The organism is Mesorhizobium sp. P2_D6, from assembly GCF_056404315.1.
In genome coordinates this window covers 30,495-51,608 of sequence record NZ_JBFUEG010000019.1, presented here as the reverse complement: position 1 = coordinate 51,608, position 21,114 = coordinate 30,495, and the positions used below count along the sequence as shown (strand labels likewise).

The window sequence follows — 21,114 nt, the reverse complement described above, 5'->3', positions numbered from 1 at the left end:
GCTTTGCCAGTGCGGGGCGACGATCCCAAAATCCAAGCCTAATCCCGCAATGGCCGGTGCGGCACGCTTTCAACCCAAGCATCCTCCGCACCGGCCATTCTTTTGCCTGCCGCCGTAACCCATGGTGCGATCGCGGAAGGCGCTCTCGGGTCCAGCCGAATACGGATCTGTCAGATTTATAGTCTTTCCGGAATCACCCTAGTCTAGCCCAGCAATTGCTTGCTCAGCCGCGCGCACTGGACGCGAATATCCGGGATGGCATCGATCTCGAAGAAGGTTCCCCGGGTCAGCGGGCCGACGGCAAGGATCTTGGCTGAAACCGAACCGTCGCCGGCGATGATTTCGCATTTGGCTGAGACATCGAGGCCGAGCCGCAGCGGGTCCGGCCGCGCCAGGCCGCGGTCGACCAGCGAGCGCACGACGCTGTTCGAGGTGGTCGAGATGTCCCTGGCGATGCCCGTGCAGTCATAGATGCGGGCGACCTGGAGCGTCTCCAGCGCCTGCGTGTGGCGCGACTGGATGTCGATGGTGAAGCCGTCGCCCGCCTCGATGCCGACGACACGGCCGGCGACGGGCCGGATGCGGCCAGTGCGCACCGCCTCGGTGACGCGGGCATGGACCTCGGGCGCCAGGCGATGGCGGTGGATATCCCACCAGGCCTTGGTGTGCTCGACGAAACGGCGCTTGGCCGAGGACGGCCAGTTCTGCCAGATCTTCTGGTTGAAGGGCCGCAGACCATCGACGACGTCGCGCCAGTCGATGCCGGCTTTCTGGTTTTCGCGGATCAGGTCGCGGAACCAGCTAACGAAATAGGACAATTGGGTGCCGAGCGGAATGTCGGCGACGTCGAGCTTGATCGGGTTGCCCTTGCGGTGCGGTGACGGCAGCAGGCCGCGCCGCGACACGGCGACGATCTCGCCCTTGTGGCCACGCTGCTCGAGCGACAGGAAGGCGTCGACCATACTCAGCCCGGTGCCCAGCACCAGCACTTTGGCGTCGGGATCGAGCGCGGTGTCGGCCTCGGTGCCCATGCGGATGGCATGGCCCTGGCCGGCGCCCGGCTGTTCGTCATGGCCGGTGGCGAGCACCGCCAGATGCGCGACCACGCTGGTGCCGTTGGCCAGCGTCACTTCGACGCCAGACGCTGTCGGCGAGATCGACAGGCTTTCCTCGCGGATCAGCCTGAGACGGCCGCTTTCCTTTTCCCGGGCTTCGAGTTCGTCGAGCAGTTCCTTGAGATAGCGGGCATAGACGCTGCGCGGCGCGTAGAAGGGTGTCTGCGGCGTCTGCTCCTGGCTCACCAGGCCGCGCGCCTGTAGCCAGCGCCAGAAATTGCCGGGATCGTCGGCATAGGCGCTCATCCCGGCGGCGCTGACGTTGAGCACGTGCGCCGACAGCAGCGTCGAATAGGCGATGCCCTGGCCGAAATGCGGACGTTTTTCGATCAGCGTCACGCGCAGATCGGGGTGGGGCGATTTGAGGAGATGCGCGGCAAGCACGACGCCGCTGGCGCCGCCGCCGACAACAATGATCGAATTGGTGCGCCCGACACTCATGTGCGCACGCTCGGGATCAGGCGAGGACCTTCTGCGTCAGCGGCAGGCTGTCTATGCCCCTCGCGACCGCAAGGTCGTCGAGGACGATGTCGCGCATCTCGGCCAGCGTGCGCTGGTCGAGCACCTCGGCGATCGCCTGCCGGACCTCGAGCATCAGATGTCGAACTTGGCATGTCGCCTCATTGCAGTCTTCACAGCGCTGATACTGGGTGCGACTGGCGCACGGAATGGGAGCGAGCGGTCCGTCGAGCACACGCACGACATGGCCGACCTTGATCTCGTCGGCCGGGCGCGCCAGGCGATAGCCGCCTTCCTTGCCCTTGCGGCTCTGGACGAAGCCGGCATTGCGCAATTCGCCCAGAATGGCGTCGAGGAACTTCTTCGGGATGTTGTTGCCGCTGGCGATGTCGCCGACGAAGGCGAGCTGCCCGACCGGCAGGTGCGCCAGGTGGACCAGCGCCTTGAGGCCGTACTTGCCTTTTTTGGTGAGCATTGACCGAACGTTTCCCTGTCAGGCGATGGCACGGAGCCATCGGTTTCGAAACGCCTGACGAGCCTCCCCGCCGCGTCCAAGCTGTCACGACACATAAATTCTAGTGACATGATATACAAGCGGAGAGACCTTGATTTTGCTTCGTTTTCACGCCGCAGGGGCGACTTTAGCGGGGCTTTGTGCCGTTAAGGTCACAGGCTGGGCCGCGAAGGCAGGCGGATGCCGCGAGCGATCATGGTGGCAGGGTGGCCGCGCATCGTCTCCTCCATTCCTCAATGTCGATAAGATTACTACACTTACCCTCGAAGCGTCGGAACGTGTTTTCAAATCGGCGGCCATTTACAGCATGGATTTGCTCAGCCAAGGCGCTGCGCGCAATCTCGTTCGCTGTCGGCGACCAAGATCGGTATGGGCCGGGACGAATGCCCAATCCTCCGCTCAGGACTGGGCGCCGTCGCCTTGCAACTGGTCAGACTTGGCGGGTTTGGCCACCGGCACCCCGCTCGAGCGCAACATCCAGCGATGGCCGTTGCTGCGCAAATCGGTGAGGCTCAGCGGCTCGACATCGATCCTGCGGCAGGCCGAAAGCGGCGCGCCGAGGACATGGACGATTGCTGCGCGGATGACGCTGGCATGGGTGACGGCGATGGTGTGGCCGCTCGTCCGAATCAGGTCGTCTAAGAAGCTCGCTGTGCGACGCGCCACATCGGCCAGCGACTCGCCGCCATGCGGAGCGGCCTCGGCATCGCCGAGCCAGGCGGCGACACCGTTGGGATCAAGCGCCTGCACCTCCGCGAAACCCTTGCCGGCCCAGCGGCCAAAATCCTGCTCGGCCAGCAGCGGCTCGACCGACGGTTTGAGCGCCATCGCCTCGGCGGTCTGGCGGGCGCGCAGCGCCGGGCTTGTCCAGACTTGGTCGGCGCGGCGCAAGGCCGGTGCCATCGTTGCGGCAAGCACCAGGGACCGCGGTTCCAGCACCTCATCCAAGGGAAACGACCCCTTGCGGGTGGCCGAGGTGGCGCCACTGCAGATCATGGTCAGGCGTACCAGCATGAAAAATCTGCCTCTTTCCGGCCGGCTAAGGCCGGCGGATTTATGTTTGCGCCGCCTCTGCACAATGCCATGAGCGCCGCCAGGGCGCATCTGGCCGGAATGATCCGGCGGCGCTGCGCCGGGTTGTCAGAGCGGCGATGCCAGGGACGCGACAAGTCTGACGAGGTCGACCTGGCGGCGAACGTCGGTCTTCTCGAAGACATGGAGAAGGTGCGTCTTGACCGTGGCACTGGCCAGGCCAAGCGACTTTGCGATCTCTCGTTGGGTCTGGCCGGCGACGATCAGTTCGACGATCCGAACCTCCGCCGGGGTCAGGCCATAAAGGGCCGCGAAGGCGTCGAATGGGAGACTTATCGGCCTGTCGACCGGCGCGATGAAGAGGGCCGCTGTCGCCCGCCGGAACAGGCCGGGGCGGCTTTCGCGCTTTTTCAGCGGCAGGACATGAATGATGCGAGGCTCGCCCGAACGGCCACGCGTCGGAAAACCGGTACCGCCGCGGCGTCCTAGTGCTGCCTCGTCCCCCGCCGCCTGGGCGACCGCGTCCTCTATCGCCGACGAGATTGCGGACGTGGCGTCGGAGATGATAACGCGGCCATTGGCAACCTTGATCGGGTCCTTGCGGGCGAGCATGTCCTCGGCGACCGGATTGGCGCGGATCAAGGCCATCAATTCGTCGACCAGCACGACGCCGACCGAGAGACCGTCCAGGACGGATGCCACATTGGCGGAGGCGATCGACTGCAAATCAACCATCTGGCTGATGGCGATGGCGCGCCGGAAGTGCGGAGCCAGAAGACGCAAGGCGTCGAGTTCCCCGTTGCCAACAATGCCAACCGTCTCATGCCGGCCGAACGAAAGGGTGGAAACCATGCGTGAATTGCGCTCCAACCCGATCGCAACCGCGTCGACCACCCCCTGCGGCTGAGCCCATTCGAGAAAATAGCGGCTGGCGACAAGGGCAGAATCCGGCACAGCCTGGGACTGCGCGATGGGCTCCTCGAGCGGATATTGCTTTACCCTGATGTCGCCGCCCCAGAGGTCGACGAGGTCCTGGCCATAGGCGGGAAGCTCGCCGAGTTTCACCGAGTCGATGCCCGTCGCAACGCCGAGCGTAACTTCGCCTCCCGGAAGCGGATACACACCCAGGACCGCGTAGCAGAACTCTAGTTCCCGTCGAATGTCGTCGACCACCGACTGCCAGCGGTCGGGATCGAGGACGCAATCGTAGATGGTGCCGATGAGTTCCGAAATGCGCTCCGCCGGATAGGACCGGCCGGTCATGCCGGCCGCCAATGGTTGGCGGCCACGGTCGAGCATGGCGTGCTGCTGCGCTGATATCGCTTCAACGGGTTCAGTCCTCGTTCGGTTTCGCGATGTGCATGCCTGGGTCGACATCGAGGTGGGAGACCACCCGAAAGCCAACTGAAAGCGATTAGAAAAAAGCTGAATCCGGGAGTCAAGTCTAATCCAAATGGTGGACGCCGCGATGCCTTTTTTGTGATTGGCTCCGTCGGCCTGGGTTGGACTGAGTTCAAGTCATGTGACGCGCATCGGGAGACTTATTGAAGTTTCTCCGTCGCCAGTAGATGCGTCGCCACACCGGCTAACTCGTCGGCCCGCGAGACGGAGCGGCGTCCGCACATACATAGCACAAGCTAAATTACATATAGCTAATACTTGGAGAACGATTCCAAGACGCCGTATCAGCCCCGCCAGCGGGCGTCTTGCCGGAAGGAATGTCGAAGCAGCTCACGCAAGCGGGGCGAAATTGCCAGCCACGGCTGGCATCCGGCGCTGGTATTGCCTGGCCGGCAGACCCCGACGACGCGCGGCCAACGAAAGATGCGTCTGAATGTCGGGGACAACCGAACTTTTCCTCAGCGCGATGCGCGGCGCCTTGCTGGGGTTCGCGGTCGCGGCCCCTATCGGTCCCACCGGCCTTTTATGCGTGCAGCGCACGATCGCGGGAGGCATCGCACCGGGTCTGGCAACAGGATATGGGGCGGCGACCACGCATTCTCTCTATGCCTCTATCGCCGCCGCCGGGCTCGGAGCGGTGGCGCATATGCTGATGGGCTGGCACATGCTGCTGCAACTCTGCGCCGGCATGTTCCTGCTCTACATGTCGGTGACGGCGGCGCGGCTGACGCCGTCGCTGGACACCGCCCTGCAGCGCCGCATGCCATCGAGCCGGGCCTATGTGACGGGGCTGATCTGGACGCTGGGCAACCCGATGACGTTGCTTGGCTTCCTCACGCTCACGCCGGGGATCCTGGGGGCCGGCATGCCGTCCTGGGAAAGCCTGGCGCTTGTCTCGGCCGGCGTGCTGCTCGGCTCGGCGACATGGTGGACAACGCTGACGCTGGCTACCAATCATCTGCGAAAGCGGCTCAGCGCGCGAGGGCTGCGCACCGTCAATCTCGTCTTCAGTTCGGGCCTGTTCGTCTTCGCGCTGTCGCTGTTGGCAAGCGCCCTGCGCCTGGAACTGCTGCCGTAGTGGCAGCACAATGCTATGTCGCTGCGTCAAAAACCGCCGCGTACTCTTTGGTCGGGCCTGTAGGCATGCTTTTAGGCGACATGCTTCAAGGTCTCGTTGCCTTCTTCGGCTGCACGGAAATCGACGGCGCGTCCGGCGGCGGTCCGGTATCGGCCGGCTTCGACTGCTCGGCGACGGGCGTGTCGGGCGCCTGCGGCGCTCCCGAGGTGAGGTTGACCGACACCCCATAGATCTTCCACAGCCGGTTTGCCGGCTCGAACAAAAGCTCGAAATTGACCTGCATTGGCACCGACGGGAAGAAGCCAGCCATGTGCAGCATGCCATTCGGTTCGATCTGCGGCAGCAGGGTCAGTTGCGGCTCGAGCACGGCAACGGCGCCGAAGTCGAGCGCCTGCTTGCGCTGGTTGGCGAAGATGTCGCCGAGCCCTGCCGCGCTGTTGGCCTGGAAGCTTGGCGAACCGAGATCGCGCAGCACGGTGTAGTTGCCAGTCTTGTTGGCCTGGTCGAGCGCCAGCAGCGTGCCGCGGATCAGGATCAGCACGCCGTTGCGGTCAATGTCGGCGGGACGGGCCACATGAACCTTGTCGCCCTTATCGGTCTTTTTCGTCTGCGCCTCCGCAAGGCTTGGGGATGCGGTCATCAGGCCAGCCGATAACAAGCCTGTCACGGCAATTCGCGTCACCCGCCTTGTTGATGAAAATCGCGGGTGCTTCATGTGAACTCTCAAGATCGATTCGAAATCTGGCCCTGGCAGGGGAGACAGGCGGCCGCGTCGCAGGCCAAGGACGCGGCCGCCAGCGGCTTTTTCAAGCCAGCCCCCTCGCACTCCGAATCATACCTACCGGCATCAATTCAGCGTCCATGATGCCCCGACGCTGACGCCGACATCGCCATGGTTGGTGGTGGCGGACAAAGCGGCGTTGAGACGGAAATCCTCGCTGGTGTTGTAGCCGAGGCCAAGCGCCAAGCCCGATTGTCCCTTGAAATAGCCAAAGCCGCCGGCCAGCGACAGCTTTTCCGGCCTGTCGTCGTAGCGCAGCCCCGCCGTCGCCAGCGCCAGCGCCGTGCCCGCACGGGCTTCCGTCCGGTTTTCGCTGATCTGATCCCCCAGGCCTTGGAAGCCGGCCTCGAGCGCGCCGACGCGGCCGTCGAGCTGGGTGATGTTGCTGGTGTTGGTCGTTACCCGCGTGTCGAGGTCCGCGATCTCGGTGGTGTTGTTGGTGATGCGCGTTTCGTGATCGGCGAGTTCCGTCGTATGGCTGCTCACCGTGCCGGTCAGATTGGTGATGTCGGTGCTGTTCTGGGCAACCTGTGCCGGCAGGTTAGCAAGCGTCGCGACATCGAATGTCGACGCCGCCAGATTGCCGCCGCTGTCGGTCGTCACCAGATAGGTGGGGCCGGCCTGCGCGGCCTTGCTCGGCTGCTGGGCGATGCCTGCCAGCGTGTAGGTGCTGAGGCCACCGCCAATCATGACCTGGTTGTCGCGCGTCGTCGTCGTTCCCACGCCGATGGCGATGGAGTTTTCATAGTTAGCCGTCGTAGCGTCGCCGAGGGCAATTGCATTCACGGCATTTGCCTTGGCCCCGTTGCCAAGGGCCGTGGCGTTGCCGCCGTTCGCTTGGGCCGCGGCGCCGACGGCGGTGGCGTTCGCGTCATTCGCCTCGGCCGCGGCACCGAGGGCCGTGGCATTGGCCTGGCCGACCGCGCCGGCACCGGCCTGGGCCCCGTTGCCGATGGCCGTTGTATTGGCATTGTTATAGTCGGTGGTCAGACCGCCCGCGTTCGGGTCAAAAACAAGCCCACCGGCGCCGGCGTTGACGCCGAGCGCCACGCTGTTGTCACCGAAAGCACCCGCGCCATTGCCTACCGCAACCGAGAGAGTGCCATTGCTATTGGCGGATCTTCCGCATGCCGTGCCGCCGGATGACGTCTGGGCGAAAGCCGCTCCACCATCCGCACCATTGAAATCCTGGCAGATGACTCCTGCCGCGCGCGCCGGGCCCGGTGCGAAGGCGACAAAGCCGGTGGCCGCGACCGCCACCATCACCGCTGTCCCGAGAGCGGGCACTTGGGAGGATGCCAGCCCACCGAAAACCATCGTCGCGACGGATCCCAAGCTCATTTGCACTCGGCGCCTTATCGCAATTGTTCTGCTTTTTGTTCCGGCCGCGGCGTCTTCCGATACGCTCACGCCCATCCGTTCGCTCGTTTCCGCAATCACGTTCAAAGCCCTCGCCTAATGGCCAAATAATCGACACCTGCCGGCGCGAACGGTCCCGCGCGACAGCCAGGCCAGGTGGAGAGGCTCCGGCCATGGCAGCGCTGACGATCAGGCATTTGCGCAGTCTACGGTTTGTGCTGTCGTCCCCCAACAGCTGCCGTCTTGCAAACACCGATGCCTCCGAATTCCGCGCAGGACCGCAGCACCCGACGGGCGCAAACGAACACAAAGAAAATGCCGCGTCTTCCACCATTCGGTGGATAGCGGCGACCAAGGCCCAATGATACCGCCAAAGGCCGGATCACCATCTCCCTAGGGAGATGACAGGGCTTGCCCAATCCGGATCATGCGTTCAGTTTGCTGCTGTGCAGCAAAGATTTTGTTGCCGTGCGGCAAGGATGGTGGCGATGCGTTCTGCTTTCTCGATGGCCCAGTTGTCCGAACTGATCGGGCTGATCTACGACGCCGCGATCGATCCCGCGCGCTGGCCCGTCGCGATCGAGGAGATACGCATCGCGCTTGGCTTCGCGACCGCCGCCATCCGTCTGCAAGCGTTGCCGTCGGGCGAGGTGCTGGTCAACGTAACAAGCAACATCCCGCAGCCCTATGTCGACCAGATGGTCAGCTACGGCGCTGAAATCGTCGAGCTATGGGGTGGCATGGCGGTGGTAGGCTCGCTGCCGATGGATCGGCCGGCGGTGTTGAGCCAGCTCAATCCCAACCTCGACACCACGACGAACCGCTATTTTGTGGAGTGCGGCAAACCGCAAGGCATGATCGATTCCCTGGCACTGCCGCTCGCTCGGGATGGGCGTGCTCTCGGCTCGCTGTCCTTCAGCCGCCATGTCGATGCCCCTCCCATCAGCGATCTGCAGATCGAGGCCGCCCGATTGTTGATCCCGCATCTCCAGCGCGCCGCGACGATCAACCGGCTGCTGGACATGGCGGCGATTGCCCGGTCGACCTTCCAGACGGTGCTCGACACGCTGACGGCGCCGATCTTCCTGACCACCGCCGATCTGCAAGTCGTGCATGCCAATCCGGCAGCGCACGAGCTCGTCGCCGGGGGTGAGCTGCTGAACATCCGCAACGGGGTTCTCACCCCCAGCGTTTCCGCCGTGTCCAGCGCGTTGGCGGTCGCGGTGTCCCAGGCAGCGCAGGACGAGAGCGCCATCGGACGCAAGGGGCTGGGAGTTCCAATACATTGGCGGGACGGCTCGGCCGGTGCCTTGCATGTCCTACCGCTGCGACCGGGGCGCGGGGCGTTCGATGCCAGCGTGGTCGCGGCGGTGTTTGTCGCACGAGCGGATACACCCTTTGTCGCGCCGACAGCACTTGTCGCGGCGCTGTTCGGCCTGACGCCGGCCGAGGCGCGTGTCTTCGAGCAGATCGCAGCCGGTCGCACCGTGGAAGAGACGTCCGATGCTCTCGACATCGGCCGCAGCACGGTCAGGACGCATCTGCTGCGGCTGTTCGAGAAGACCGGCGTGCGGCGACAGGCCGAGCTGGTTCAGCTCGCCGCGTCGCTGGCGTCGCCCGTAGCCGCCAGCGTCTGACCGGCTTTGGGAGGGCGACAATCTCCGTCGGCTGGAGACTTGCCCAATCCGGATCATGCGTTCAGTTTGTTGCAGTGCAGCAAGGGTGGTGACTATGCGTTCTGCTCTCTCGATGGCTCAGTTGTCCGAACTGATCGGGCTGATCTACGACGCCGCGATCGATCCCTCGCGCTGGGCCGTCGCCATTGACGAGATCCGCATCGCGCTCGATTTCGAGAACGCAGCCCTCAACCTGCAAGCGTTGCCGTCGGGCGAAGTGCTGCTCAACGTGACCAGCAACATGCCGCAGGACTACGTCGACCGGATCGCGGACTACGCCGTTGACATTATCGACCAGTGGGGTGGGCTGGCGGTGCTGCTGGCGCTGCCGCTGGATCAGCCTGCGGTGATGAGCCGCGTCAATCCAGAGGCAAGTGCGACGAACCGCTACTCGCTGGAGTGGGCCAAACCGCGGGGGTTGGTCGATGTCATGGGGCTGGGGCTCGCTCGCGACGAGCGTGGTTTTGGCTCGCTGGGCCTTGGCCGTCACGAGAGCGCGGAGCCGATCGGTGAATATGAGATCGAGGCCGCCCGATTGTTGATCCCGCACCTCCAGCGCGCCGCGACGATCAACCGGCTGCTGGACATGGCGGCGATCGCTCGCTCGACCTTCCAGACGGTACTCGACACGCTGACGGCGCCGATCTTGCTCGTTACCGCCGATCTGCATGTCGTGCATGCCAATCCAGCAGCGCATGCGATTGTCGCCGGGGGCGAGCTGCTGAACATCCGCAACGGGGTTCTCAGCGCCAGCATCGCCGCCGTGTCCAGCGCGCTGGCCGTCGCGGTGTCGCAGGCGGCGCAGGACGAGAGTGCGATCGACCGCAAAGGGCTGGGGGTTCCGATACGCTGGCGGGACGGCTCGGCCGGTGCCTTGCATGTCCTGCCGCTGCGGCCGGGGCGCGGGGCATTCGATGCCAGCGTCGTGGCGGCGGTGTTCGTGGCGCGGGCGGATACACCCTTTGTCGCGCCGACCGCGCTGGTCGCGGCATTGTTCGGCCTGACGCCGGCCGAGGCGCGTGTCTTCGAGCAGATCGCAGCCGGTCGCACCGTGGAAGAGACGTCCGATGCTCTCGACATCGGCCGCAGCACGGTCAGGACGCATCTGCTGCGGCTGTTCGAGAAGACCGGCGTACGGCGGCAGGCCGAGCTGGTTCAGCTCGCCGCGTCGCTCGCGTCGCCCGTGGCTGGCATGGTCTGACCTACAAGTAGTCCAGCCTGTCAAAGAGGCTCGACGCGGTCGGGTTCCAATCGACAGGACACCTCAAACGGCCCCGTCGCGCGGGTTCATTTCAACCGGCAGTCGTTCGAGCGCACTGTAGTTATTCGGGCTTCCCAAGCCAAAAGAGTTTTTCTTTTTCTTCATTGCTCAGTGAATCGTAGGGTATTCTTTGCTCTGTCCTATGATGTGGAGCGTTATCCGAGTTTTCATATTTCCAGATTGGCATCCAACCTCGCGGCGTGTATATTATTCCTAGCTTCGAGTTCTTGTCTGATCTATTCTCTTGTGTTTTTCGAAATAATTCGTTGATGCTCTCTGTCAATTCCGCCAGATCTTTGGCAAACAGCGCACCATGTGCGTCTGGGGAAACGAAATAATCAACGTCTTTTCTCACGCGTTGATTTTCCCTTTCATAAGATGCGCGAGTTATTACTACACATCCTCCACCATCTAGTTCGCATATTGCTACTAAACCTCCATTTGAATCAGGTGCAAGCTCAAGCGTGAAATTTTTTATCGGCATTATCCACCCTTTTCTGTACGGACACCAACGCTCTGCCATTGGATCGGGGACAGAGGTAGACAGCAGACCACCATGAAAGGGATTTCGCGTCGTCCACCGTTCGGTGGACATCGGCGGATCGGACTCGCTGATTTGGCCGCCCGGAGCCGTGCCCGCGATGTAACGATGGTGCGGGCCACAGCCGTCCTATCCGCTTCGCCACCGCACCGCCGGTGACTTTTTTCCAACAAGCCTGTCTTCCTTGGAAGGATTTAACTCTACAAGAACGATAGAATTAGCTGACTATGAACGGCATCCGGTTTTTCTCATTTCATGGAGCCTTTCATGTCCAGCATTTCGCGACGCATTATCCTTCTGTCGTCGGCAGCCTTGGCGGGTGCGGCCTTCCTCGGCCCGGCCCAGGCGCAGGACCTCAACATCACCATCGGCTACCAGACGGTGGTCGAACCTTCGAAAGTAGCGCAGGCCGACGGCGCCTATGAAAAGGCGACCAAGGCCACGATCGACTGGCGCAAATTCGATTCCGGCGCCGATGTCATCGCCGCCGTTGCCTCCGGTTCGGTCGATATCGGCTATGTCGGCTCAAGCCCGCTGGCGGCAGCCGCCAGCCGCGAACTGCCGATCCAGACCATCTTCGTCGTCGGCCTGATCGGCGAATCCGAGGCGCTGGTTGCCCGCAACGGCTCCGGCATCGAGAAGATCGCCGACCTCGCCGGCAAGAAGGTGGCGGTGCCGTTCGTGTCGACCACGCATTACAGCCTGCTTGCGGCGCTGAAGCATGAAAACGTCGATCCGAAATCGGTCGAGATCCTCAATCTCAGGCCGCCGGAAATCGCCGCCGCCTTCGCCCGCGGCGACATCGACGCCGCCTATGTCTGGGATCCAGCGCTCGGCCAGATCAAGACGACAGGCAAGGTAGTGCTGGACTCTTCGCAGGTCGCCGCCTGGGGCGCGCCGACCTTCGACGCCTGGATCGTGCGCACCGACTTTGCCGAGAAGAACCCGGAAGCCGTGCGCGACTTCGTCAAGGTGACCGGCGAATCCTATGCCGCGTTCCTGGCCAAGCCGGACGCCTGGTCGGTGTCTTCGCCGCAAGCGGCCAAGATCGCCAAGATCACCGGCGCCAAGCTGGAAGAAGTGCCGCAGCTGCTCAAGGGCTACGTTTTCCCGACGCTGGAAGAGCAGGCTTCCGACAAATTCCTCGGCGACGGCACGGTCAAGGCGATCGAGGCGGCGTCGGCCTTCCTCAAGGAGCAGGGCAAGATCGACGCCGTACTGTCCGACTATTCGAAATATGTATCGTCGAAATACGTCACCGAGGCCTTGGCTTCGAACTGATTTTCGTTTTCACGCAATTCCAAAGGGAAAGCGCGAGGCGCTTTTCCCGGGAAAACCGCTTCACACTTTTCCTGGAATTGCTCTGAACACGCGCGGTTTCTCTTCCCTGACGCCGCGTGTTGCCTGTCCCGGAACCGCTTAACGAGGAGCGGTTTCGGGGCAGGCTGATCTCTTTCGGAGCGTCTTCCATGCCCCATCTCGTCCTAGACAAGGTCTCGGTTCACTATGACGGCCAGCCTGCCGTCGAGCGGGTGTCGATCGATGTCGCCAAGGGCGATTTCGTCGTGCTGGTCGGCCGCTCCGGTTGCGGCAAGACCTCGCTGCTCAATGTCGCCGCCGGCCTGGTCGAGCCCGCGCGTGGTGTAGCCACCATCGGCGGCTCACCGATCACCGGCCCAGGCCCAGACCGCGCCGTGGTGTTCCAGAACGATGCTTTGTTTCCCTGGCTGACGACACGCGAAAACGTCGCCTTTGCGCTACGTCTGCGCGGCGTGCCGCAGGCGGAGCGAGGACGCCGTGCCGACGAACTGCTCAAGCTGGTGAAACTCGAGGGCGTCGGCGACAAGCACATCTGGGAATTGTCCGGCGGCATGCGCCAGCGCGTCGGCCTCGCCCGTGCACTCGCCGCCGAACCGGAATTCCTGCTGCTCGACGAACCGCTCGGCGCGCTCGATGCGCTGACGCGCGAACGCATGCAGACGACGCTCCTCGATTTGTGGACAGCCGCCCAGGTCGGCGTGCTCATGGTCACGCACGGCATCGAAGAGGCGCTGGTGCTGGCCACAAGCATTGTCGTGCTGGCGCCGGGACCTGGCCATGTGGTGCGGACATTCGAGACCGGCTTCAGCCGGCGCTATGCCTCAGGCGAGCCCATCCGCTCCATCAAGGCCGACCCTGCCTTTGCCGCGGCGCGCGGCGAACTGACCGATGCAATCTTCGAAGGAGAGGCGGCATGAGCGTCACCTCGTACAATGAGCGGCCGACCATCAAGGCCGGCGAAACCGATACCATCTCGGTGCCGTGGTCGCGGCCGCGGCCTGAACGCAGCTGGATCTCTTCCCGCGCGGTCAGCGCCGTTACCATTCTGGTCGTGCTGGCGGCCTGGGCGCTGTCGGTCCGCCTGCAGCTGGTGTCGCCGGTGTTTTTGCCCTCGCCCGCCGCCGTGTGGACCAAATTCATTGTCGTCGCCCGCGACGGCTTCGTCGACGCCACGCTGCTTCAGCATATCGTCGCCAGCTTGGGCCGTGTGTTCGCAGCGCTGGTTGCGGCCATCGTCATCGGCGTGCCGGTTGGTCTGGCCATTGGCATTTCGACGGTCGGGCGCGGCATCTTCGATCCGCTGCTCGAATTTCTGCGGCCGATCCCGCCGCTCGCCTATCTGCCGCTGGTCATCATCTGGTTCGGCATCGGCGAGCCGTCAAAGATCCTGGTCATCGCCATTGCCATGCTGGCGCCGGTGGCGCTGTCGACGGCTTCTGGCGTGCGCGGCGTCTCGCAGGAGCGCATCAATGCGGCGCGTTCCCTCGGCGCGACCCAGCGCCAGGTCGTGCGCCATGTCATCCTGCCCAGCGCGCTGCCTTCGATCCTGACCGGCCTGCGCATTGCGCTCGGCGCCGGCTGGTCGACGCTGGTCGCGGCCGAGCTGGTGGCGGCGACGCGCGGTCTTGGCTTCATGATCCAGTCGGCCGCCCAGTTCCTGGTCACCGATGTCGTGGTGATGGGCATTCTGGTGATCGCGACAATAGCCTTCGTCCTGGAATTCATCATCCGCCGGATCGAGCGCCAGCTGGTTCCGTGGGCGGGACGCGAATGACAACAGGGCCCGCCCGTTTGGCCGGCTGCTTCCCTTCGCAGCGCGGGGACCACCGATCCCGGAACAGAAGGAGTGATGACATGACCCAATCCACCGCCGTGCTGTTCGCCCATCTCGGCAACTGGCTGCTCGCCTGGCGAGATAACCAATTGCCACAGCCGCAGCCGAAATCGCCGGCGCCGGTGCAACTCGACGCCGAGCGCGACCGCCTGCCGCCGCGCGACGAAGGGTTTTACTGGGCCTGGCAGTACTGGTCGCAGTGAGGGGTGGCGATTAGCGTCCCTCTCCCCGTCTCTATACGGGGAGAGGATGCCGGCAGGCAGGTGAGGGGCAGCGCCAGTCTGGGGGTAATAGTTTCGCCGCAGGCGCAAATGTTAGCGCCGCCCCTCATTGCCCTGCCGGGCATTTCTCCCCGTGAACGGGGAGAAAGAGGCTGGCACCGGCTGTCTCCGCTCGACCGCAGAAAATCTTTCCACGTCTAGCAGCCAACTCGCAACTCCATTCCTCTACTAAATTTATAGAACTACCTAGCCTTAGCCCTCATCCAACGGCGGGGAGCCTTCCCGACGCCGGTTCGCAAGCGAAGGAGAGGGATCATGTTCAGCCTGACCAGACGCGTTTTCGGCCTCGGTCTTTTGGCGGCGAGCGTCGCCTTGTCGCTCAGTGCTTCAGCGCAGGAGCTGAAGCAGCTCAACATCGGCTACCAGAAGACCGGCCTGCCGGTCATCGCCCGGCAGCAGCAGGTGGTCGAGAAGGCGCTGAGCGACAAGGGTGTCGCGGTGAAATGGGTCGAATTCACAGCCGGTCCGCCGCTGGTCGAAGCGCTCAATGTCGGCGCTATCGATGTCGGTTACACCGGTGACGCGCCACCGATCTTCGGACAATCGGCCGGGGCCAACATCGTCTATGTCGCAGCGATGCCTTCCAATGGCGATGGCGAGGCGATCTTCGTCAAGCCGGCTTCCCCTATCCAGTCGGTCGCTGACCTCAAGGGCAAACGCGTCGGCGTCGGCAAGGGCACCAGCGCTCATAATCTTCTCGTCGCTGCGCTGGAAAAAGCGGGCGTCGGCTTCGATCAGATCACGCCGGTCTATCTCAGCCCGGCAGACGCCGCCGCCGCTTTTGCCAGCGACCAGATCGACGCCTGGGCGGTGTGGGATCCGTTCTTCGCCATCGCCGAAACACGTTACCAGCCGCGTGTGCTGGCGCGGTCCAGTGACGTGCTCAAGGTCAACAGCTATATTCTCGGCAACAAGGATTTCGCCAAGGCGCATCCTGAAGTCGTTACCACGACGATCGCGGCACTCAGCGAGGCTGCAAAATGGGCGGACGCAAACCGCGACAAGGTGGCCGCGGCCCTGCATGAGGTGACCGGCGTGCCGCTCGACGCACAGACCATCGCCGCCAACCGCAGCAAATTCGGCATCTTCCCGATCAGCGACCAGATCATCCCCGGCCAGCAGGCGACCGCCGACCGCTTCTACAAGCTCAAGCTGATCCCGAATGCGGTGCGCATCTCCGACGCCGTTTGGACCGCACCGGGCAATTGATCTTTCTCGCGCGGCGCCGGGCGGAAACGTCCGGCGCCTTTTGCCGTTTCCGCTTTGAGGATTTCGCCATGACCGCTCCAGCCGCTCCGCAAGCCAGGCCGCTCGAGTTCTTCTGGTTTATTCCGACACATGGCGACGGGTCCTACCTCGGCTCCGAGCAGCAGCAGCGCCCGCCGGAATTCGCCTACTTCAAGGAAATCGCCCAGGCCGTCGACCGGCTCGGCTTTCCCGGCGTGCTGCTGCCGACCGGGCAGAATTGCGAGGATTCCTGGATCACCGCCTCTGGCCTTGCGGCGCTGACCGAAAAGCTCAAATTCCTGGTGGCGCTGCGGCCCGGCGTCACGCTGCCGACCTTCGCGGCGCGCCAGACCGCGGCGCTCGATCGCTTAAGCAATGGCCGGCTGTTGCTCAATGTCGTGGTCGGCGGCAATCCGACCGAACTTGCCGGCGACGGCGTCTTCCTGCCGCATGACGAGCGCTATGCCCAGGCGCAGGAATTCCTGACCATCTGGCGCGCGCTGGTGTCGGGTCAGAGCGTCAATTTCAACGGCAAATATTACCGCGTCGACAATGGCCGCCTCGACCTTCTGCCGAGCCAGGAACGGCCGCCGCTCTATTTCGGCGGCTCGTCCGAAGCTGGCCAGGAGCTCGCCGCCGATCTCGTCGACATGTACCTGACCTGGGGCGAGCCGCCGGCGCAGGTCGCAGAGAAGCTCGCTGCCGCGCGCAACAAGGCCGAACGGCGCGGCCGAAAACTGCGTTTCGGTATAAGGCTGCATTTCATCGTCCGCGAAACCGAGGAAGAAGCCTGGCGCGCCGCCGACCGGCTGATCAGCCATGTCACCGATGCGCAGATCGAAAACGCCCAGGCGCGCTTTACCAAGGAGATGGATTCCGTCGGCCAGCGGCGCATGGCCGAACTGCATGGCGGCCGCCGCGACAAGCTGGTGGTTGCGCCCAATCTGTGGGCCGGCGTCGGCCTGGTGCGCGGCGGCGCCGGCACCGCGCTGGTGGGCTCGCCGGAGCAGATCGTCGAGCGCATCCGCGAGTACCAGGCGATCGGCATAGATACCATAATCGGCTCCGGCTACCCGCATCTGGAAGAAGCCTACCGCGTCGCCGAGCTTTTGTTCCCGCGCCTTGGCCTCGGCACCAAACGAGCGCGAGCGCATGAGAACATCGCCAACGAATTTGCGGTCGGCTTCCACGGCGCCAACCGCCTGCAGGCTTCGTCATGAGTCTGGCTCAGCGGGTCAAACAGAACGGCATCGGCTGGCTGCTGCCGGGGCTGGTGATCGTTGGTTGGGAGGTGGCCTCCCGCGCGGGCGTCATGCCGGCCAATGTGCTGCCGGCGCCGAGCGCCGTGGCTGAGGCGTTCTGGCGGCTGACGCTGTCGGGCGAGCTGATCCAGAACATCGGCGTCAGCACGCTGCGAGCGCTGGCCGGCTTTGCCGTCGGCGGCTCGATTGGCTTTGCGCTTGGCCTCGCCAACGGGCTGTCGGCGCTGAGCCGCGGCCTGACCGACACGACGCTGCAGATGATCCGCAACATCCCGCATCTGGCGCTGATCCCGCTGGTCATCCTGTGGTTCGGCATCGACGAGGAAGCCAAACTCTTCCTGGTAGCGCTCGGCGTGTTCTTCCCGATCTACGTCAACACGCTGCTCGGCATCCAGAGCGTCGACCCGCAGCTGGTCGAGATGGGCCGGGTCTACGGCATGGACCGCCGCGCGCTGTTCTTTCAGGTGATCCTGCCCGGCGCGCTGCCGGCGATCTTCGTCGGCCTGCGCTATGCGCTTGGTATTATGTGGCTAACGCTGATCGTCGCCGAAACCATTTCGGCCAGTTCCGGTCTCGGCTACATGGCCATGCAGGCGCGCGAATTCCTGCTCATCGATGTCGTCGTGCTGTCGATATTGATCTATGCGCTGCTCGGCAAGCTTGCCGACAGCCTTGCCCGCCTGCTCGAGCGGCTGTCGCTCGGTTGGCACCCCGCCTTCCAGAACGCCTGAGGTATCGATGCCCGCCGCCAGCCTCGCCGCCGTCCGCTCCTTTGTCGCCGCGCCGGAGCCGTCCGGGCCGGCGCAAGCGATCGAAAGCCCGCGCGCCTTTGCCTTCAAGGGCGTTGAGAAGCGCTTCGGCGACAAAATCGTGCTCGACGGCATCGATCTCGACGTGCCGGTCGGACAGTTCATGGCCGTGATCGGCAAGAGCGGCTGCGGCAAGAGCACGCTTTTGCGACTGCTGGCCGGGCTCGACCGGCCGACGGGCGGATCCCTGACATTCGGGCCGGAGGCGAAAGCCGGCGCCGGGGAAGAGAGCCGCTTCATGTTCCAGGAGCCGCGGCTGTTGCCCTGGGCCAGCGTGGTGAAAAACGTCGAGGTCGGGCTGACCGGCCTTGCCGCTGGTGCGGAAGCCCGGCGGCGCGCGCACGCTATTCTGGGTGAAGTCGGCCTTGCCGACCGCGCCGACGAATGGCCCTCGGTGCTCTCAGGCGGCCAGAAACAGCGCGTGGCGCTGGCGCGCGCACTGATCGGCCAGCCGCGCATCCTGGCGCTGGACGAGCCGCTCGGCGCGCTCGATGCGCTGACCCGAATCGAAATGCAGCAGCTTCTGGAACGCATCTGGCTGGAGCAGAAATTCACCGCCGTGCTGGTCACCCATGACGTCGCCGAAGCGGTTGCGCTGGCCGACCGGGTGGTGGTGATCGACGAGGGGCGGATCGCGCTCGATCTCGACGTGGCGGTGGCGCGGCCGCGCCGGCGCGGCTCGGTCGAGCTTGCCCGCCTGGAAGGCAGGATTCTGGACCAGCTGTTCGGGTAGTTCCTTGACCAGGACCGGCCGGCGGCCGCCCACTCAGCCGCGCGAGCGGCTCGCCCAGCCGAGGCCGAGCAGGCCGACCAGCATGGTGACGATGCCGATATAAAGCCATTGCGACTGGCCGGTCATGAAGCTGCCGCCGACCACGCCGAGGCCTTGCAGCGACCACAGCGCGCCTATGGCCAATACAATCAGGGCCAGCAGATATCTGAACAGTCTCATCGCCGAGATTCCTTTCCCAAGTCGATTGTCAACTGCGCCATGGCCGTGATGAAAGAGCGAAAGGAAGAGGTCCAGTCGCGCGTGTTTTTACTTGTATAATAACGCCTTATCTTGCTGAAGGTATCTGCAAGATCGCCCCGAAAGCCGCCTGAAATACCCCGGCGCATCGCGAAAAACCCCTGACAAACTGTTTCCCAGTGACTCCAAACGTGTGCCAGCGCCACGGAACCGCCAGATACTTGCCGCATTTCCTGCCTTATTCAGCACTTACCGGCTGAGGTCTGTAAAAGGAGCCTCCCAAGTGAACAAGAAGAACCAGACCGCGCTTGTCGCGGTAACGATCGCGGCTGGCCTGATGGTCGGCGTAACCGCCTCTTCCGCCGCCGGCCAATGCGGCCGTGCTTCCTGGTACGCTCTGCACTCCAGAACCGCCAATGGCGAGCGCATGAACCCGTCGGCAATGACCGCCGCGCATCGCAGCCTGCCCTTCGGCACCAGGCTGAAGGTGACCAACCAGAACAATGGCCGCAGCGTCATCGTGCGCATCAACGACCGCGGCCCGTTCATCAAGGGCCGCATGCTTGACCTGTCGAAGGGCGCCGCCGGCCAGCTCGGCTTCATCGGCTCCGGCCATACCTCCGTCTGCGTGGCTCGCGTCTGATCTGTCCAAGTCCGGCCCATTCGGGCCGGACGCATCTGCTCTCTATATCAGACGGCCGCGCTTTCGCAGCTGCACATTGAGCCGGCTGGTCCCGTTCGAAGCGGATTCTCAAGGCCTTGGACCAAAGAATGGGATATGTCACGCCACGTGACGTATTGCATCGCAGCAATATCTTGTTAACCTCCGCGCGAGACATTCAAGGCTCGGCGCTGCTCGTCGTCCCTTCGATCACGGCAGCTGCGGAGTACCTGATGTTCTACCAGCTCTACGAAATGAACCATGCCGCCATTCAGCCCGCGCGGCTTTATGCCGATGCGGTGCGGCTGTTCTACACCAACCCGCTCAACCCGTTTTCGCACACACACTGGGGCCGCTCGGTGGCTGCAACCGCCGAACTCTTCGAGCGCACGACGCGCCGCTACAGCAAGCCGCATTTCGAGCTGACCAAGACCGTGGTCGACTGGAAAAGCGTCGAGGTCAGCGAAAAGACGGTGTGGTCGCGGCCGTTCTGCAACCTCACCCGTTTCGAACGATCGGTGCCTGCCGGGCGCAAGGCCGACCCCAAGCTTCTGATCGTGGCGCCGATGTCGGGCCATTATGCGACGTTGCTGCGCGGCACGGTCGAGGCAATGCTGCCCTATGCCGACGTTCACATCACCGACTGGGTCGATGCCCGCATGGTGCCGTTGACCGACGGCCATTTCGACCTCGACGACTACATCGACTACATCATCGACATGCTGCATGCGCTGGGGCCCGACACCCATGTCATGGCGGTGTGCCAGCCTTCGGTGCCGGTGCTGGCGGCGGTGGCGCTGATGGAAAAACGCGGCGATCCCTTCGTGCCCTCGACCATGACACTGATGGGCGGGCCGATCGATACCCGCCGCAACCCGACCGCGGTCAACCTCCTGGCCAAGGAAAAGGGCATCGACTGGTTCCGCGACAATGTCATCATGAACGCGCCCTGGCCGGTGCCGGGCTTCGGCCGCGAGGTCTATCCGGGCTTCCTGCAGCTGTCGGGCTTCATGAGCATGAACCTCGACCGCCACATCATCGCCCACAAGGACTTCTTCATGCACCTGGTCAAGCATGACGGCGACAATGCCGAGAAGCACCGCGATTTCTACGACGAATATCTGGCGGTGATGGACCTGACGGCGGAGTTCTATCTGCAGACCGTCGACACGGTGTTCGTGCGCCATGCGCTGCCCAAGGGCGAGATGATGCATCGCGGCGAGGTGGTCGACACCGAGGCGATCCGCAACGTCGCGCTGTTCACGGTCGAGGGCGAGAACGACGACATTTCCGGTCTCGGCCAGACCCAGGCCGCGCACGACCTCTGCCCCAACATCCCGGCCGACCGGCATGCCCACTACATGCAGCCGGCCGTCGGCCATTACGGCGTCTTCAACGGCTCGCGGTTCCGTTCGGAAATCGTGCCGCGTATTGTCGATTTCATCACCAGCTACGGCCGCCAGAACCGCGTTGCGGTCAAGCCGAGGCTGGTCCGCTCCGCCAAAGGTTGAGGCTCGATACAGCTGTGGCGTG

The 21,114-nt window shown here is 63.9% G+C and carries 21 protein-coding genes; 13 read left to right on the top strand and 8 right to left on the bottom strand.

The window, feature by feature from the left end; translation table 11 throughout:
- Positions 1-203: 203 nt before the first annotated feature.
- The 4 genes from AC1D1L_RS28120 to AC1D1L_RS28105 form a co-directional block, all read right to left on the bottom strand.
- The gene (locus AC1D1L_RS28120; RefSeq protein ID WP_477344511.1) at positions 204-1,556 is read right to left on the bottom strand and encodes an FAD/NAD(P)-binding protein; all 1,353 of its coding nucleotides are present in this window, start codon (positions 1,554-1,556) and stop codon (positions 204-206) included.
- 16 nt (positions 1,557-1,572) lie between these two features.
- Entirely contained in the window at positions 1,573-2,049 is a 477-nt protein-coding gene (locus AC1D1L_RS28115) for an RrF2 family transcriptional regulator (protein WP_477344510.1), read from the bottom strand.
- A gap of 438 nt (positions 2,050-2,487) precedes the next feature.
- Positions 2,488-3,102, bottom strand: coding sequence for a histidine phosphatase family protein (locus AC1D1L_RS28110; protein WP_477344509.1), 615 nt, complete (start codon positions 3,100-3,102; stop codon positions 2,488-2,490).
- A 126-nt stretch (positions 3,103-3,228) separates the two neighbouring features.
- Positions 3,229-4,419: a helix-turn-helix transcriptional regulator gene (locus AC1D1L_RS28105; protein ID WP_477344508.1), complete on the bottom strand. Its 1,191-nt coding sequence runs from the start codon at positions 4,417-4,419 to the stop codon at positions 3,229-3,231.
- A gap of 535 nt (positions 4,420-4,954) precedes the next feature.
- Here AC1D1L_RS28105 and AC1D1L_RS28100 point away from each other — a divergent pair.
- Positions 4,955-5,599 (top strand): LysE family translocator, encoded by a 645-nt coding sequence (locus tag AC1D1L_RS28100; RefSeq protein WP_477344507.1) that lies wholly within the window; start codon positions 4,955-4,957, stop codon positions 5,597-5,599.
- An 85-nt stretch (positions 5,600-5,684) separates the two neighbouring features.
- On the opposite strand, the gene AC1D1L_RS28095 is transcribed toward AC1D1L_RS28100, so the two are convergent.
- Positions 5,685-6,239 carry a hypothetical protein gene (locus AC1D1L_RS28095; RefSeq protein WP_477344506.1) on the bottom strand — a complete coding sequence of 185 codons (555 nt, stop codon included), beginning with the start codon at positions 6,237-6,239 and terminating at the stop codon, positions 5,685-5,687.
- A 207-nt stretch (positions 6,240-6,446) separates the two neighbouring features.
- Positions 6,447-7,820, bottom strand: a complete 1,374-nt coding sequence (locus AC1D1L_RS28090; RefSeq protein ID WP_477344563.1) for a YadA-like family protein — start codon at positions 7,818-7,820, stop codon at positions 6,447-6,449.
- A 398-nt stretch (positions 7,821-8,218) separates the two neighbouring features.
- Between AC1D1L_RS28090 and AC1D1L_RS28085 the strand changes: the two genes are divergently transcribed.
- Together AC1D1L_RS28085 and AC1D1L_RS28080 are read left to right on the top strand one after the other, a co-directional pair.
- Positions 8,219-9,376 (top strand): helix-turn-helix transcriptional regulator, encoded by a 1,158-nt coding sequence (locus AC1D1L_RS28085; RefSeq protein WP_477344504.1) that lies wholly within the window; start codon positions 8,219-8,221, stop codon positions 9,374-9,376.
- A 121-nt stretch (positions 9,377-9,497) separates the two neighbouring features.
- Positions 9,498-10,616: a helix-turn-helix transcriptional regulator gene (locus AC1D1L_RS28080; protein ID WP_477344502.1), complete on the top strand. Its 1,119-nt coding sequence runs from the start codon at positions 9,498-9,500 to the stop codon at positions 10,614-10,616.
- A 121-nt stretch (positions 10,617-10,737) separates the two neighbouring features.
- On the opposite strand, the gene AC1D1L_RS28075 is transcribed toward AC1D1L_RS28080, so the two are convergent.
- Positions 10,738-11,160: a hypothetical protein gene (locus AC1D1L_RS28075; RefSeq protein ID WP_477344500.1), complete on the bottom strand. Its 423-nt coding sequence runs from the start codon at positions 11,158-11,160 to the stop codon at positions 10,738-10,740.
- Between the two features lie 324 nt (positions 11,161-11,484).
- On the opposite strand from AC1D1L_RS28075, the gene tauA reads away from it, so the two are divergent.
- From tauA to AC1D1L_RS28035, 8 genes are all read left to right on the top strand, one after another.
- Positions 11,485-12,498, top strand: a complete 1,014-nt coding sequence (tauA, locus tag AC1D1L_RS28070) for a taurine ABC transporter substrate-binding protein (protein ID WP_477344498.1) — start codon at positions 11,485-11,487, stop codon at positions 12,496-12,498.
- A gap of 188 nt (positions 12,499-12,686) precedes the next feature.
- On the top strand, positions 12,687-13,454 hold the full coding sequence (locus AC1D1L_RS28065) for a taurine ABC transporter ATP-binding protein (RefSeq protein WP_477344496.1): 768 nt from the start codon (positions 12,687-12,689) through the stop codon (positions 13,452-13,454).
- Positions 13,451-14,311, top strand: a complete 861-nt coding sequence (locus tag AC1D1L_RS28060; RefSeq protein WP_477344494.1) for an ABC transporter permease subunit — start codon at positions 13,451-13,453, stop codon at positions 14,309-14,311. Before AC1D1L_RS28065 ends, AC1D1L_RS28060 begins: the two co-directional genes overlap by 4 nt.
- An 80-nt stretch (positions 14,312-14,391) precedes the next feature.
- Complete coding sequence (locus tag AC1D1L_RS28055) at positions 14,392-14,574, top strand: hypothetical protein (protein ID WP_352583113.1); 183 nt, start codon at positions 14,392-14,394, stop codon at positions 14,572-14,574.
- 333 nt (positions 14,575-14,907) lie between these two features.
- Positions 14,908-15,861 carry a sulfonate ABC transporter substrate-binding protein gene (locus tag AC1D1L_RS28050; protein ID WP_477344493.1) on the top strand — a complete coding sequence of 318 codons (954 nt, stop codon included), beginning with the start codon at positions 14,908-14,910 and terminating at the stop codon, positions 15,859-15,861.
- Positions 15,862-15,929: 68 nt separating this feature from the next.
- Positions 15,930-17,099, top strand: coding sequence for an FMNH2-dependent alkanesulfonate monooxygenase (gene ssuD / locus AC1D1L_RS28045; protein ID WP_477344492.1), 1,170 nt, complete (start codon positions 15,930-15,932; stop codon positions 17,097-17,099).
- Positions 17,096-17,872 carry an ABC transporter permease subunit gene (locus AC1D1L_RS28040; protein WP_477344491.1) on the top strand — a complete coding sequence of 259 codons (777 nt, stop codon included), beginning with the start codon at positions 17,096-17,098 and terminating at the stop codon, positions 17,870-17,872. The genes ssuD and AC1D1L_RS28040 overlap by 4 nt, the downstream gene beginning before the upstream one ends.
- A gap of 7 nt (positions 17,873-17,879) precedes the next feature.
- A complete protein-coding gene (locus AC1D1L_RS28035) occupies positions 17,880-18,683 on the top strand; it encodes an ATP-binding cassette domain-containing protein (protein WP_477344490.1) in 804 nt (267 codons plus the stop codon).
- 33 nt (positions 18,684-18,716) lie between these two features.
- Here the strand turns inward: AC1D1L_RS28035 and AC1D1L_RS28030 are convergent, their stop codons facing one another.
- The gene (locus AC1D1L_RS28030) at positions 18,717-18,902 is read right to left on the bottom strand and encodes a hypothetical protein (RefSeq protein WP_162711955.1); all 186 of its coding nucleotides are present in this window, start codon (positions 18,900-18,902) and stop codon (positions 18,717-18,719) included.
- 355 nt (positions 18,903-19,257) lie between these two features.
- Here AC1D1L_RS28030 and AC1D1L_RS28025 point away from each other — a divergent pair, with 355 nt between their 5' ends.
- Both AC1D1L_RS28025 and AC1D1L_RS28020 read left to right on the top strand, forming a co-directional pair.
- Positions 19,258-19,563 carry a septal ring lytic transglycosylase RlpA family protein gene (locus AC1D1L_RS28025; protein WP_477344562.1) on the top strand — a complete coding sequence of 102 codons (306 nt, stop codon included), beginning with the start codon at positions 19,258-19,260 and terminating at the stop codon, positions 19,561-19,563.
- 251 nt (positions 19,564-19,814) lie between these two features.
- A complete protein-coding gene (locus AC1D1L_RS28020) occupies positions 19,815-21,092 on the top strand; it encodes a polyhydroxyalkanoate depolymerase (RefSeq protein WP_477344488.1) in 1,278 nt (425 codons plus the stop codon).
- The last annotated feature ends 22 nt before the right edge of the window (positions 21,093-21,114 follow it).

Bases quoted from the DNA above. Each gene is read 5' to 3' on its own strand.
- AC1D1L_RS28085 (WP_477344504.1), top strand. From the start codon at position 8,219: ATGGTGGCGATGCGTTCTGCTTTCTCGATGGCCCAGTTGTCCGAACTG.
- AC1D1L_RS28025 (WP_477344562.1), top strand. From the start codon at position 19,258: ATGGTCGGCGTAACCGCCTCTTCCGCCGCCGGCCAATGCGGCCGTGCT.
- AC1D1L_RS28060 (WP_477344494.1), top strand. From the start codon at position 13,451: ATGAGCGTCACCTCGTACAATGAGCGGCCGACCATCAAGGCCGGCGAA.
- AC1D1L_RS28050 (WP_477344493.1), top strand. From the start codon at position 14,908: ATGTTCAGCCTGACCAGACGCGTTTTCGGCCTCGGTCTTTTGGCGGCG.
- AC1D1L_RS28120 (WP_477344511.1), bottom strand. From the start codon at position 1,556: ATGAGTGTCGGGCGCACCAATTCGATCATTGTTGTCGGCGGCGGCGCC.
- AC1D1L_RS28105 (WP_477344508.1), bottom strand. From the start codon at position 4,419: ATGCTCGACCGTGGCCGCCAACCATTGGCGGCCGGCATGACCGGCCGG.
- tauA (WP_477344498.1), top strand. From the start codon at position 11,485: ATGTCCAGCATTTCGCGACGCATTATCCTTCTGTCGTCGGCAGCCTTG.
- AC1D1L_RS28100 (WP_477344507.1), top strand. From the start codon at position 4,955: ATGTCGGGGACAACCGAACTTTTCCTCAGCGCGATGCGCGGCGCCTTG.
- AC1D1L_RS28095 (WP_477344506.1), bottom strand. From the start codon at position 6,239: ATGACCGCATCCCCAAGCCTTGCGGAGGCGCAGACGAAAAAGACCGAT.
- AC1D1L_RS28075 (WP_477344500.1), bottom strand. From the start codon at position 11,160: ATGCCGATAAAAAATTTCACGCTTGAGCTTGCACCTGATTCAAATGGA.
- AC1D1L_RS28110 (WP_477344509.1), bottom strand. From the start codon at position 3,102: ATGCTGGTACGCCTGACCATGATCTGCAGTGGCGCCACCTCGGCCACC.
- ssuD (WP_477344492.1), top strand. From the start codon at position 15,930: ATGACCGCTCCAGCCGCTCCGCAAGCCAGGCCGCTCGAGTTCTTCTGG.
- AC1D1L_RS28030 (WP_162711955.1), bottom strand. From the start codon at position 18,902: ATGAGACTGTTCAGATATCTGCTGGCCCTGATTGTATTGGCCATAGGC.
- AC1D1L_RS28065 (WP_477344496.1), top strand. From the start codon at position 12,687: ATGCCCCATCTCGTCCTAGACAAGGTCTCGGTTCACTATGACGGCCAG.
- AC1D1L_RS28020 (WP_477344488.1), top strand. From the start codon at position 19,815: ATGTTCTACCAGCTCTACGAAATGAACCATGCCGCCATTCAGCCCGCG.
- AC1D1L_RS28040 (WP_477344491.1), top strand. From the start codon at position 17,096: ATGAGTCTGGCTCAGCGGGTCAAACAGAACGGCATCGGCTGGCTGCTG.
- AC1D1L_RS28115 (WP_477344510.1), bottom strand. From the start codon at position 2,049: ATGCTCACCAAAAAAGGCAAGTACGGCCTCAAGGCGCTGGTCCACCTG.
- AC1D1L_RS28055 (WP_352583113.1), top strand. From the start codon at position 14,392: ATGACCCAATCCACCGCCGTGCTGTTCGCCCATCTCGGCAACTGGCTG.
- AC1D1L_RS28035 (WP_477344490.1), top strand. From the start codon at position 17,880: ATGCCCGCCGCCAGCCTCGCCGCCGTCCGCTCCTTTGTCGCCGCGCCG.